A 13,953-nucleotide genomic window follows, 5' to 3' on the forward strand; every position below is an offset into this window, starting at 1 on the left:
CGTTTGCCGCGCAATCAGGTCCCTGATCGTCACGGCAAGCTGACTGTCTCGACCGCGACGTGCAGGCTGCGTGCGGCCTCGATCAGCCGATCCTGCGTTGTGCGACGGCCGGCATCACGCGCGGCCTGACCCAGTAGCCCGCCGAGCGTAAAGCCACGCATCGCCTGCCAGTCATGACCGCCCGCGCGCGCCCAGTCGAAAGCCGCGCGGTCGGGCAGGGCGATCGTCAGCTGCGCGCCTTGGGTCACCAGATCCGCCGCCGCGGGTCCAAGGATGTCGATGCAGCCGTAAAAATGCTGTCCGGCCGCGACGTTGCCGGGTGGTTCAAGCGCCAGGATCGACGGCGCTGTCTTCGCAAGGGTCAGGCCGGTGGCTTCCGCGCGATAGGCGATGTCGGCAGGCGATCCACCCAGCAGCGCGAATTGCGATGCTCCGGCCTGTTTCAGCGCGTTCATGCTGGCATTCAGGCAGGCCTCGGTGATCGCGGGCGCGGCTTCGTCGGCCAGCCGGGAAAGGGGGACGCCCGGCCCGGTTTCTGTCAGGACCATCTGGCGACCATAGGCGCCGCCGCTGGCATTGAAGCGTTCGGCGGCGGCGGCAAAGCCCTGATCGAGCGCATCGTTGCCGCTTCTCAGCACTTGGATCCGATCAGGCAGGATCGCGTCGCGCGCGGCCTCCAACCCCTGAAGATAGGCGATAAGCGAATCCATCACCTCGGGCTGGGCGTCATAGCGCGGCATCGCGGCATTCAGCATCCGCCCATCCGGTGCCCGCCCGTCACGCAGCACGCGCAACACCGCCTCGGCGTCATAGGGCGTGGGTCGCTGCGTCAGCGCCGACCAATGGATCGGCGGAAACGCGGTGCCGCCTTCCGCCCGGCCATCGCCATCCGCGCCGTGACAGCCCGCGCAGGCAAAGCGGCTGGCAGGCAGTCGCACCGCACCGCCACCGATGATCGCTTGCGCCCCTTCACCGCGCAGAAACAGCGCCTCGCCCGGCGTTTCTGCCGTCGCAGCCGTTCCCGCCAGCAGCAAGATCAGGACGAGACGCATTCAGGCACGTCACGCGCCATCGCGATCAGCGCCTTGGGTTCCGGGATGCCGATGATGCGGGTGAATGCGCCCGAACAGAAATCGCCGACAAGGAACATCGGGTCATGCGTTTCGATGCTGTCAAAAGCGACGCCCAGACTGTCCAGCAGCGGCGAGGTTCCCCGCATGCCCGCCGTCAGCCACAGCCAGCGATCAGAGGCGGAAAATTCCGCCGCGGTCTTGCGCAAGGCCTCGGGGGTGTCATTCGCGGGGTCGATGGCAACGCTGACCAGGGTGATCCGGTCGTCCTGTCCGGCCAGATCCTGATCGACGCCGTAAAGGATGCCGTTGGTGATGTCGCAGACGGTTTCGCAATTCGTGTACATGAAGCTGACGATCACCGGCCCGGTGTTGCGCATTCGGGTCGTAAAACCCTCGGTGCGGCCGGCGGCGTCGGTGACCGGAATGTCGGGCGGGGCCAACTGTTCCTGCGTATTGCTTTGCATCTGCATCTGCATCTGCATCTGCGATCCGTCCGCATGCTGCATGGTGCCATGAGCGTGGACGGAAAAGGCGGCAAGGGACGCAAGGGCGGCGATCGGGATCAGGGGATGTTTCATGGTGGCTCCAATACAAAGGGGTGAAAGCCCGGACCGTCGGACGCGGTGACGGCGATGACAGTCAGGTCGTGGACCGGCACCGAGACGGGCTGGATTGCGCGGCCGTCCGTATCCAGCTGCAGCTGTGACAGCTTGCGCCACGGGCTGCGCAAACCGCTGACCAGCACGGTCAGGTGGCCAGCGGGGGCGGGCGCGCCGCTTTCGGTCTGAAAGCGCAGATAGACCTGTGTCGGATCGGCCGCGTCACGCAGCGCGCTGAGCCTGCCGGGCTGTTCTTCGGGCGGTGCCTCGCCCGATGTTTCGGGCAGGGCTGCGCAGAAGGATAGCGCACCGATGCCGGTCGTGGTGACCAGTTCGTACAGGCCGGGTGCTGGCAGCACGGCGGTTGTGTGGAACTGCCCGCGAGAGACCTCGCGGAAGCTGCGATCAAAGGTTGCCACCACGGCCGGGACGCCGCCGCGCAGGCGCAGCGCGCTCATCGGCGGGGAATCTCCCATCACGCTGGAATCGTGGATCAGGAAGCCGGTATAGTTCTGCGCGTGAACCGCCAGCATGCCCGGTTGCGGCCAAAGGGCCGCCAGCATTCCCGGACCCTGACGCAGCGGGCTTTGCGGCTGGCCCAGCATCACGTCGCGCAGCAGTGATGGCTTGTCGGGGGACACCGTCGTCAGGTCCAGTACGCCGACGCGCGACTGATCGGCCAACATCAGGTAAGCCGCGCGGTCGGTAAAGGCGATCTCGGACACAGGAACGCCGGTGGTGATGCGCTGAACGGCGGTACCGCTGGCCACGTCGATCAGCGCGGCGGGCTGCAGGCTGGTCGGGTCAAAAGCCAGGATCCACCGGCCGTAGATGCTGGACACGATCCGCGTTGCCGGATCGGGCAGGGCGACGCGCACCGGGTGGTCCGGCGTATCGAGGTAATGGATCAGCACCTCTTGTCCGCGCAGTCGGGCAAGGGCGAAGCTGCCGGTATCGTCGTCCAGCGGCAGCGCATCGACGGCCCCCTGATCGATGCGCAGCAGAACTTCGGCACTGGCGGCATCCAGCAGGATGCTGCTGGAGGTGCCGGCCACCGCAAGCGTGTCGCCGCGGATGCCGGGGGTCAGGGTCAGCGCATCTTGAACAATGGTTTCAGGGGGCAGGGGTGGCTGCACATGCAGGACTGCGCCCTCGCCCTTGCCCTCGGCCCGGTCCAGCACCCAGACCGCGCCACCGGGGCCCGGAAACGCCGCGACGGGCTGCGAAAGCTCCCCGACGACCGCCCTGCTGGCGGCGGTGGGTACGTCGATGGCCTGCACCTCGCCCCGGTCAGGGAAGGCCGCAAGGAAGCGGCGGTTATCGATATCTGCCACCAGACTGGCCGGTGGGCTGTCGAAACGTGCCGCCCCCATCAGATTGGCCGTGGCAAGGTTCAGTTCCGGGTCGGCGATGACGAAAGCGCCGTCGCGGCTGGCAACCCCGATCACCGGCCCGTTCAGCTTGATCGCGCCGGTGGGCAGCCGCGCCGTCGCCAGAAAGCTGCGCGCGGCCTCTGTGCAGTCCAGGTTGCTGTCCGAAACCGGCCGCAGCCAGCCGGCAAGCGTCAGCCCGGCCGGGGGATCGCGGCCAAGGCTGTTTGTCACCGTGACGGTGATGTCGAAGGGGACGCCCGGATCTATCCGGCCCAGGCTTTGACCATCAGCACCCGTAAATGCGACCGAGGCATGCAGCGCCGGGCGCAGCTCTCGCGATTGCTGGCCATGCGCGGCGGGGGCAAGCGCCACGGTCGATGCGGCGATCAGAACGGATAGGCGCATTGATCCTTCGCTGCCACTTCCAGCAGCCCCCAGGTTCCGCCCGCGCGGGTGGTGGTCGGGCCGTCATGCCACAGATAGGTGCCCGCCTTGATCCGGGGCGACAGCCAGGCCGAGATGGTCTTGCCCGGCGCCACCAAGGCCGAACGCGGGAAGCCGAAGCCCGGGAACAGGTCGTCATAATCGGCGCCGTTCATCACGAAGGCGCGTTGACGGGCGCGGCCGCCGGGATGGATGACGCGAATGACCACCTGTTCGCCCGCGCAGGCCTTCAGCCTGATCGCATTGGGATGATCGACCCAGAAACGCGCCGGGAATTTCAGGGCGTTCAGATCGTCGCTGTTTTCCACGGACTGGCCGCCAAATGACAAGCCCTGCACGAAAGCCGGAGAGCGATAGCTGACGCCGAGGTCGCCAAGGTCATAGCTGTCATCGCAATGGATACACTCGGGCACCATTTTCAGCGGCAGGCCGCGGATGCCCTCGACCTCGCTGCCGTCGCCGACCCCGTCGTCGTTCGTGTCCCATTTCCAGGTGATGTTGCTGTTGTTGTCCCACAGGTTCAGACCATCCTGATAGTACAGGACAAATTCGCGCACCTGCTCGGCCTCTGTCCCTTCCGGTGCGTCGTCCAGCGGTTCCGCCGTATACAGTGCCGGGCTGCCATCGCCTGCGCCATCGGGTGCATTTTCGGCATGTGTGACCTGGCAATAGTTGTAGGGGCCGCGCTCCTCGCATTCGGCGGCTTGCGGGGCCGAGATCGGGACGTCGTCTGCACCGCCGCCCCAGCTGCTGGGCACCACGTCGATGGCACCGAACAACCCATGCGGCGCATGACCGATCACGTCCGAGGTCGAGCGGATCGGCACCGCACCGAAGGCATAGGGAATCCAGTGCACCTTCTCGTTCAGTTTCGCGCGTGCGATCGGACCCGCCACTTCCATCAGGCGCTGATGCGCGGCAGCGGCATTAAACGCGCAATTGGCCTGACCCGTGCAGGCCAAACTGGTCAGCCCGGCCATGCTTTCGGCCGAGGCGTCGATGATGGGCGGGTTCATGACAGACAGGCTTTGCGCAAGCGCGCCAGTCAGGTCCTGCGGCTGAACCGCGATCCCATATTCCACGCCCAGCAGGCTGAACACGCCCGGACCATCGTCGCGGTCGAGCGCCTGATGCGTCAGGAACCCGGTTTCGCCCGGTGCGGGAACGTTGCTGGTGCCATCGGTCAGCCAGGGCTGCGGACCGGCCGCGAGTTCATCGGCGATCGACTTTACGATATCCGCAATCAGCAAGTTCAGCAGATCCTGCTCGTTCAGATTGGGGGTCGTGACACCCGCCCCCAGATTCACGCGCATCCGCCCGGCATAGAACATGAACGGATTGCTGACACCGACCGCATCACCCTCAGCGGCGGGCAGGGCGGGTGCGCCGTAGCCATAGGCCAGCGGCAGGTCGCGGTTCATGTCCATGCCCGGCAGGGCGACGCTCAGCCCCAGCTGTGCCGAGGGGCGCAGCCCGCCCAAGGGGCCGCTGGCGGGTTCCAGCGCGCCGATGCGCTTGCCAGATTCCGGCTTTGTGGGAACCGGATCGGTGTTCAGCGGTGTGATCGGCGGCAAGCGGGCATCGCCCAGCTCATCACGCAGCCCGTCATTGCTGTCCTTCAGCGCGTTGACAAAGCGCAGCCGCACACAATCGCCGGCCTGAACACGCAGAGTCATCGGACGCGGGCCGTGCGGATAGGCATCACTGATCGCTTTATTCAGCGTGGTACGCGTCAGCGTGTCCCAATTCCCGCCATCCAGTCCATCTTCTACAAGCACTGTGGGCGACAGCAGCGCCAGCATCAGCCCGTCCGGGTCATAGCGCCCGCGCCCGTAATCGGTTCCGCCGGGGCGACCGTCACCTATGGGCCAGATGTCGTCCGTTTCCACGGCGGCCAGAACGGCTTCGATGACTCGCTGTTTCGGGCCATTTTCGGATGTTTGGCCCTCAGGCAGATAGGGGCAGGACAGCCCGCCCGTCCCCATGGGCAGAACCTGCTCCTCACCCTCAACGGATGTTTCGCGCGCCGCACCGAACGGCATGGAGCCGAGGCGGTCGAATATCTGCGTGCCTGCCGGTGACAGCTTGGCGGGGTCGGCGCTTGTATTGCGGGTGTTTAGCGATGCCAGCGTGGCCGGATCTGGCGTGTCCTGATTGCCATAGATACGCAGCAACCCCCATGCCCCGTTCCACAGCGCATCGACCGAGCCGAAATTGTACAGGTAATCCGAAGAATCCTGCGCGATGCTGATATCTTCATCAGAATTGGTCGTCGCCGCATCAGCTTCGGGTTGCGCCCATTCCGCGCTGTGCGGAAGGTCCGCGCGCAGCGACCCGGTCATTTCGAAATGTTCCGAAATGCCGATCTCCTGCGCGAAGGTCAGCCCTTCCAGGTTGTCGCAACCCGCCAGCGCGGTCTCATATTCCTCCCAATCGGAGCCGTGGCCGGCGTGATCCGGCTCATCGTCGCGCCATTGCACATAGTCGTCCGGTCGGCCCCGCAGGCCGATGCCGGCACGCATGCAGCGCTCGCGCAGTGAAGGGTTGTTGTTGCGGTCATCCGACATGCCCAGCAATTGCCGGCCGGCGGGATAGGTCTGGTCGATATTGCGCTTGAAGGCCAGCCCGGCGACGTTGAAGGTGTGCTGCACCTCTTGCGCGCCCTGTATCAGGCGGATGACCAGCCGTTCGTTCTGATAGGCTTCCAGCACCGGGGTTTCGGGATCGCCATGCAGTCCTGACATCAGCGCGCCGCCCATGTCCCCATATTCGCCCGCCATCTGCCAGTCGATCGAACATTCGCCGAAGGCAGCGGCTTTCAGTGCCCTGACGACCGGGCTTTCGGGGTTTGTATGGCTTCCATCCGGGTTCAGCAGCGGATTGCCCTTGGCATCAGTGAAATGCACGCCCTGAACGCCCATGCCCAAAAGCCGGCAATCATTGCTGTGACCCGGCCCGTCGGGATTGGTTTGTTCCTTGTTACCGATGCGCAGCGGCAGCGGCGCGTTGCGGTAGCTGACCAGATAGGGGTCATGGTGGTCGACCGAGATCGATTCCGGCCGCGCGGGCGGGGCAACCGGCTTGGCCAAAGCCGCGATCGAGGTATTCGCGGGCGGCACCAGATGGCCAGCCGCGCGGGCGCGATAGGAAACCATATGCGCGAACAGGTCGCGCACCTCGCGACCGGGTGCGGCCGGATTGGTGAACAGGTCGCCGCCGACATAGCGGGCCTTGTGGACATCGTCGCGATATGCCCCGCCCGCAATCCATGCCGGCGGGATGGTTTCGCCGGCCATGTACCAGCTGCGCGGGCTAACCGCGTTATCCGGTTCGACATTCACCCCGCAAAGCTGTTTCAGGATCAGCGGGCTTTGGCGCCATTTCGCCTCGCAATAGATCTGACCCATCCCGAACTGTTCGGCATAGGGCGGATCGCTGGGGTCCAGTGCGTTATTCGGGCCAAGGCGCGAGGTACGGCGCAGTTCCGCCTCGCTGGTGCGGTCGCGCGGGTCGTAGAGAAGTGCGAAATCTGCAATCGAGATCGCAAATTCGCGATAATCCGGATGGGCGGGGTTCTTGCCCTTCAGGCTGACCTTGCGTTTGGTGCCGTCCCAGACCTCGCCGCCCCATGCGACGCTGCCTTCGCGCCGATCCTCTGACAGCGGAGTCACGCAACTCGCCCCGTCCTCGGTGCAGATCCGGTCCAGTTCAGGCTTCGGCTGACCGGCGGGAAGATCGGCCAGATCGGCAAAGTCGACCTCGCTCGCATTCACCCCCGGCTCGATCACCAGCGCCGAGTAGAAGCCATGCTGCTGGATCGAGGAGGGGCCGAAATGGTCATGCGTAAAGACAGTGCGCATCGTTCTGTCGCGCAGTGTCGGCGCAGCATCGTTGCCGTTAAAGGTCAGGATCGGATCGGCAAACCAGCGTTGCACGGTCGTCTGGAACCGGTCACGGTTTTCGCCAAGCGGACGTCGCCAGATCTCCTTGGCGGCCTCGCTGACGCTGTTGCCGGTACATTCACCGGCAATCTGGGTGATGCCGGCCGCGTCTTCGACCTGGGTGACCGTGCCCGCCGTGGATGCGCAGCGGCGGGCCGACAGCTCATCGGCGGCGAAGGTGCCGTCTTCGTAGTTCCAGCCATTGCCCGACCCGTCCGAAGAGGTAACGTCGAATTTCACCAGATGGATATGCTGGCCAATCGTGTCGGTCGGGGTCTTGACCTGGAAATCGTCAAGCTCCAGCTCCTTGGGCAATTCGTTGGTGTGGCGGAATTCGATGCATTCGCCGGACAGCGCCCGGAAGAAGAAGGGTTCCTCGGTATCGCTGACCGTGGGCGAAATGGGTTTCGGCCCGGTCGTCAGAACCCGATCCTTGAAGCGTTCCGATTCCGAGGTGCGGACATTGATGCGGGCCTGCGGATCGTGCCAGCCAGCGCGATTGACCACCATGTCCAGCTGCACCGCCGATACCTCGTAACGCCGATAGCCGATCAGCAGCGGATCGCGCCAGAAGTTCTGATCCGCCAGATACAGCGGGTCGATGCCTGCATTTGCGCTTTCGCGTCCGGCGGGCGAGGTGCCGCAGGGATCGGCGAAGGGCGCGCCGGGTTTCGGGGGTGAGCCGTTCACATAGATCCCGCGGCTGGTGTCTTGGGGATCATCTCCATTCGGCAATTCCGCGTGCGAGGTGGGATAATTCCCGCCGAACCCGGCGCCGCTTGCCGGGACAGTCAGATCGGTGCCGTTCGCATTCGACAGGGCCAGCTGGTCATTCAGTCCGTCCGCCCGATAAAGCAGTCCATTGTAATGGAACCCCATCGCCCCGCGTTCCAGCCGGGTGCCGTCATTGGGCAGCGTTTCGATATTCGCCCGCGTCAGGTGCCCGCTGAGATCGCCAAGCGCAAAAGCCTTGGCCACCACCTGCGACGTCAGCATGCCGCGCTCGGCCTGATCCAACGTATCGAATTCATCTGGCTCCAGCATGTTGGCGACCGCGTCGGGCAGGTAAAAGCCCAGCTCGCGATCCGATCCGTCGGTCACGACATGCCGCCCCAGCCCGCCATCCAGCCAGCCATCGGCGATGCTGCGGGTGTCGACCTCGGTCAGGATGGTCTGACCGGCATCCAGATCGACGATGCCGTCCTCGTCACTCGGATCGGTCGGGGCCAGCTTACGGGCTATATCCAGCGGTGCCTGCGGCGGGCGGTGGCCCGGCTGGCCGGCGATATAGAAGGGAAAGCCGGGCATAGGCGTCTTCGCCTCGTCGGCCAACCGCGGGACGGGCCCGCTGGTGTCCACATCATCCTCGCTGGCATAGGTCGGCAGCAGCGGCAGCGGTTCGCCCGGCAGCGGGATCAGCGCCGGGATCGGTGTGCCATAGCTTTCATCCGGGTCAGCGCCATTCGTCGGCCCGATCCAGCGCCCGGTCAGCCGCTCGACCGTGCCCGGCCGGCTGTGGCCGCGATCTGCGGCTTCGGGAAACTCGGTCGAAAGCCCGGGATCGACCTGTCCGTCGGGCATCTTGCGGGTGCCGTCTTCCAGCACATCATGGACGCGCCACAAGGCCCACATGCCCTGCGCGAAATGCGGGTAAAGGTGACAGTGAAAGATGGAATCCCCGATGGTGCGGTTCCGGTTGCCCGACCCTTGCGTATCCCACCAGCCCTTTGGCGCACCGTTCAGGTTGTTCATGCCGCCGTGATAGATGTTATAGGTAAAGCCCTGCTGTGGCGCGACGGTCTGACTGTCCAGATAAGAGCCTCGGCTGGGGTCATTGCCGGCAAACCACTGATGCGCATGCAGGTGGAACACATGGGTTTCCTTCGGTCCGGCGTGGAAATTGCGGAAGACCACCGGATCGTTCAGATAGGAATGGTGGACGTTCGACGGATCATCGGCATACCATTCCAGCAAGGCCGGATCGCCATTGGCCCATGAGGTCAGGAAAAACTCCTCGTAAAGGCATTCCTTGCATTCGGATGCCGGGCCCATCCCCTTGCGGTTCGCCAATAGCAGCGAGCCCATCCCCGAGGCGCCGTAATTGATCGCGAAGCCGTCCTTGACCCCGGCAAGCTGGCCAAGTTTTCCGAGTTCTTCGAAGTTCTTGGTGTAGAAGGTTTTCAATTCGTCATGGAAGAAGACCGAGAACTCGCGGAAAGCGCTATAGATCGGCTCTGAGGTTGTTGCTGGCGCCGGTGCCTGATCCTGCCGGCAATCGTCGCCCTCGATCGCGGGATCGCAATAGATGATCGCGTTCAGGTCGGAATGGACAATCTCCAGACGCTTTGCGCCGGCAAACTCATCCTGTACCGGCATCCCGCCACCATCCGGCTGGTCCAGTACCATGGCCATGTTCAGCAGCGGGGTGCGTTGCAGCGGATCATTCGCATCGGCCGGTTGGGGGGCATCATCGCCCTGATCCTGCAGATATTCGAACTGGGTTTTTTCATAGTCGATGATCTGGGTCCGGGCATGGCGGCGCCCGTTTTCCGCGCGCGGCCAGACGGCGTCGAATGTCTTGGCCGAGGTCTGGCTGCGATAGGCGCGCGCGCCTTCGCGTTCGACCATCAGTGCGCCAAAAAGCCCATGCACGATAGAGCCGCCTTCGCCTTCGCCACCGGCGGGCGCGGCCTGAGAGGCGAAGAAATAGGTGCCCTCGCGTTCCAGGCGGTATTTGCACAGAAAGCTGTTCTCCGCGCCCGGTGCGGCATAGCCGGCGCCGATGCAGGCATCGTTGATCGCTCCATCAATCGGCAGCGGGGTCAGCCCCTGGATCAGCAGGTTGACACCGCGCGTATTGGGCCAGTTGGGGGCATCGGTCAGCGTGCTTGCCGCGCTTGCGTTGCCGGGGGAGCCGTCAGTGGTGCAAAGAACCTCGCCATGGCGTTCAAGGCTTGCGGAACCCACGGACAGATCCGGCCTGACGGCTTCGGCATTGCTGTCCTGCGTCGATTGCGGCGGGCAGAAATCGCGTGAAAAATCGGGCGATTCCGGCTGCGCCAGCCAATTCGTGACACGAATGATCAGCGTATCATCGACATTAGCGCGCAGAACCAGCGGCCGCGGCCGCTTACAATCGCGCAACCTGACCTGACCGGGCGATAAGGTTTGCCCCGGATGGCCATGTTCCGCGCCGGTCTGAGTGGTGCAATCGGATGCCGTCAGCGGCAATGCGTCAGCGGTTTTTTGGTTTATGGGCGACAGGTCGCGATCAAGCGCGAAAATCATGCCGAATGGATTGAACGATCCAAAACGGTTATAAACCAATGTCTGATCCAGCGCCCCTATATCGGCACAGATTACCCTGCCGGTATCTTTTGCCTCTCGGCAGATATCGGCCATTTCCTTGCGTATTGTCGGGGGATCTGCCGGTTTCGCGGCTTGCGCGTAAAGTCCCAAGGGAACCAACGCGAGGAAAACGCCCGCGACAACTGCGGGAAACAGGAAACTGACTCTGGGCATGACTCCACCCTCAACCACTTGGTTAGTGATTCAACGGATTTAGGCATCGATTTTTTAATAAGATAGTTGCCAATTAATGTATCATAATTTTCGATTCGTTCAAAGAAGTCATCGAAAGTGAGGTTATATTTCGTTGATTAACATTGATTCAGCTATTCATCTGCGACCTTTGGTGGCAGAGGACCGCGGGGTCGATGCCAGACACCCGTCCCGGGTTGGCCGCGTCATCCGCCGGATCCGCCCCGGCATCTTGACGCTGGATGGCGATCTGGTCGATCTGGACGGCTCGGTTGTCGATGCGGATACCAAATTGCCATGGCTTGGCTGTGCCGCACGACAGAAGGCGGTCGATATTGTGCGGCAATGGTCCGGGGCCATCGGCCGCATTGATGTCATGCAAAAGGATGGTAGCTGGTTGCCGGTTGGAAGCTGCTGGGTCACCAGCGCCGGCGGCAACGGCGCCAATGCCCGCATCATCACCGCCGGGCATCTGCTATGTGCGATGACGAAGCCCGGCAACAGCTTTGCCCGCGGGCGCGTGCGGACAGCCTTCGACGCTGCGCCGATGCGAGAAACGCGGGTCACTCTTGCCGATAACCCCGAAGACAATCCCGGCGATCTGCGCGTGACGGCGGTCATCTGGGCGCATTGGTACTGGGATCTGGTGATTTGCGAACTCGACGCCGAGTTGCCGGGGCTGGCAGTGCCGCCATTGGCCGGTGCGCAAGATAAGCCAAGCACCGAAATGGCCGTCTTTGGCTATCCAATGACCCAAGGGACGATTGACCCGGCCCTTGATGACAGCGGCTTTGCCCAGATATTCGAGGGCGATCTGAAGACCAGGCGCCTGTCGCCTGGCCTGTTCGTCGATACCGAGACGTCGGGGATCAATGTCGACAGCGACGTAGCGGCGGCGGCAGTAAGCTTGTGCCATGACGCATCGACGCTTGCCGGCAGTTCCGGCTCGCCCGTCTTCTGCCTGCAAAGCGGCAATATTGTCGGTCTGCATTTTCGCGGTGGCGGCTATTACAATGATGACAACCCGGGCGTTCCGACGCCCGCCCGCTATGCCAACCTGACGGTTCCCCTGATGCGGGCGATGATGGCCGAGCCGCTGTTGGCGATCGAAATGCAAGGCGGTCCGATGCCGGCGGGCATGGCGGTCAAGGAAAATTTCAAGGGTCTGTGGAAAGCCAGCAACCTGAATAAGCTGGACGAATCCGAATCGATATTCGTGACCAACGCCCCGAAGGAGCTGCCCGCGGATCTGTTACGCGCGGTCGCTCCGGACCGGCCGGACAACCGTGATTACTTCTATACCCCGCCGCTTAGCGCGCCCCGCGATAAGATCCCCCGTGACCGGGACATGACGGTCTTCGACAGGGCGAAGATCCTCAATCAGGGTGCCGATCCGGCCTGTGTCGGGTTCGCACTGGCTGCGCTGATCAATTTGCAGCGTCGTCTGGCCGATCAGAAGGCTTTGCTGGTCAGCCCCCGGATGCTGTACGAGATGGCGCTCAATCACGACGAATGGCTTGATGAGGCGGTGGGCGGCACCAGCCTGCGCGCCGCGATCAAGGGGTTCGTGTACAGTGGCGTCTGCAGCGATGATGAAGCGCCCTATTTCGCGCCGCAAACCGATTGGCGCCTGAACCGGACAATCGCCGAGGATGCCAAGAAGGTGATGCCCGGCACCTATTACCGGCTGCGCCACAATCTGGTCGATTTTCAGGCCGCCATTCAGGAAGCCGGTGGGATCATCATCTCTGCCTATATTCACGATGGCTGGTTTGCTTCGGGCGAAAACCGCATCCGCACGATCCAGCTGCGGCAGAGCAGTCTGGCAGATCGCGCGGCCCATGCCTTCATTGCCGTCGGCTATGACGAAACCGGGTTCATCATCCAGAATTCCTGGGGCAAGAACTGGGGCAATTGGGGCAAGCGCGCGGGCTTTGCGCGCTGGACCTATGACGACTGGGCCCAGAATGTGATCGACGCATGGGTGCTGCGGCTGGCACCGTCGACGCCAAAGACCTTTGGCCTGCAGCCGGTCCTGTCACAGGGCGAAGATCTCAGCATGCCCAAACCCTTGCGCCGCCTTCCAAGGCCGCATCGTTTCGCGCTGCTGGGCCATATCGTGCATGTTGAACGCGACGAGGTGGTGGTGCGCGGCCGGCTTGGCCTTGGGTTGGCGCCACTGCGCGAGGCAGCAGAGCTGTTGCGGGCCAAAGAGCTGGGCGATATTCGCCACATCCTGCTGATCTATCACGATCCTTTCCTTGGCGCGGACGCGATCACGCGCATTGCCGCCTTCCAGACCGAGACATTTCTTCAGAACGGCATCTTTCCCCTGCATATCGCATATGGCGTGGACGAGGTGGCGACGATCAGTTCCCGGATGCTGTACGAGGCCGGAATCGTGCAGGACCGCTTTGGGGCCTCGCTTTCCGAGGCCAGCGGCTATCTGGAGCGGCGCGCGGGACGTCTGTGTGGCCGGTTGGTGCGGGATTACGGCGACGGCGTGGCGCAGGCCTCTGCCCCTGGCGGGCCGCTTTGGCAGGCACGCGCGGCGCTGTGCCTGGAGACCGCGAAGGATCTGCAGGTGTCAGCCCTGTCATTCGGCGCTGGCAGCATCGCGGCGCTGACCCAGGCCCGTCTGTCGCGGGCGGCGCGCAATCCCGCGCTGAACAGGCTGCTGCTGGTGGGCGGTATCGGGGCCCGTCCGACAGAGGCAGAGCTTGGGCCGACACGCGTTCACGAATGGCAATTGCCCTCTGCCGTGGAAATCGGTGCCGTCCCCGCCTATGCCGGCGACTGGAACGACCTTGTGCAGGCCGTCCAAGGCGGAGAGAGCCGCCCGCGCGTCGATGCCACGGCGGTTTCCGAACTGCCCGGCACGATTGCCGCCTGTTGTGTCGATCCGGTGCTGCTGAATGCGGTGATAAAGGCGGTAAAGGGCCGGGCGCCATCGGCGCAAAGCTGCTTTCGAACAGTGTAGGGG

The 13,953-nt window shown here is 63.8% G+C and carries 6 protein-coding genes; 2 read left to right on the top strand and 4 right to left on the bottom strand.

Annotation, left to right across the window (positions count from 1 at the left end):
• Positions 1–29: 29 nt before the first annotated feature.
• The 4 genes from G7044_RS02445 to G7044_RS02460 are packed head-to-tail and all read right to left on the bottom strand — an operon-like array spanning position 30 to position 10,574.
• Entirely contained in the window at positions 30–1,052 is a 1,023-nt protein-coding gene (locus G7044_RS02445) for a cytochrome c (RefSeq protein WP_166325423.1), read from the bottom strand.
• Complete coding sequence (locus G7044_RS02450; protein WP_166325426.1) at positions 1,037–1,651, bottom strand: SCO family protein; 615 nt, start codon at positions 1,649–1,651, stop codon at positions 1,037–1,039. Before G7044_RS02450 ends, G7044_RS02445 begins: the two co-directional genes overlap by 16 nt.
• Complete coding sequence (locus G7044_RS02455) at positions 1,648–3,450, bottom strand: hypothetical protein (protein ID WP_166325429.1); 1,803 nt, start codon at positions 3,448–3,450, stop codon at positions 1,648–1,650. Before G7044_RS02455 ends, G7044_RS02450 begins: the two co-directional genes overlap by 4 nt.
• Positions 3,432–10,574 carry a cupredoxin domain-containing protein gene (locus G7044_RS02460; protein WP_166325432.1) on the bottom strand — a complete coding sequence of 2,381 codons (7,143 nt, stop codon included), beginning with the start codon at positions 10,572–10,574 and terminating at the stop codon, positions 3,432–3,434. Before G7044_RS02460 ends, G7044_RS02455 begins: the two co-directional genes overlap by 19 nt.
• Before the next feature lie 33 nt (positions 10,575–10,607).
• Between G7044_RS02460 and G7044_RS02465 the strand changes: the two genes are divergently transcribed.
• Together G7044_RS02465 and G7044_RS02470 are read left to right on the top strand one after the other, a co-directional pair.
• Complete coding sequence (locus tag G7044_RS02465; RefSeq protein WP_166325435.1) at positions 10,608–11,018, top strand: hypothetical protein; 411 nt, start codon at positions 10,608–10,610, stop codon at positions 11,016–11,018.
• Between the two features lie 106 nt (positions 11,019–11,124).
• Positions 11,125–13,950: a trypsin-like peptidase domain-containing protein gene (locus G7044_RS02470; RefSeq protein WP_166325438.1), complete on the top strand. Its 2,826-nt coding sequence runs from the start codon at positions 11,125–11,127 to the stop codon at positions 13,948–13,950.
• The last annotated feature ends 3 nt before the right edge of the window (positions 13,951–13,953 follow it).

Origin of the sequence: Paracoccus xiamenensis (genome assembly GCF_011308835.1) — a bacterium.
Lineage (GTDB): Bacteria > Pseudomonadota > Alphaproteobacteria > Rhodobacterales > Rhodobacteraceae > Paracoccus > Paracoccus xiamenensis.

Coding starts and splice junctions, on each gene's coding strand:
- G7044_RS02455 (WP_166325429.1), bottom strand. CDS start 3,450: ATGCGCCTATCCGTTCTGATCGCCGCATCGACCGTGGCGCTTGCCCCC.
- G7044_RS02450 (WP_166325426.1), bottom strand. CDS start 1,651: ATGAAACATCCCCTGATCCCGATCGCCGCCCTTGCGTCCCTTGCCGCC.
- G7044_RS02445 (WP_166325423.1), bottom strand. CDS start 1,052: ATGCGTCTCGTCCTGATCTTGCTGCTGGCGGGAACGGCTGCGACGGCA.
- G7044_RS02465 (WP_166325435.1), top strand. CDS start 10,608: ATGGCCATGTTCCGCGCCGGTCTGAGTGGTGCAATCGGATGCCGTCAG.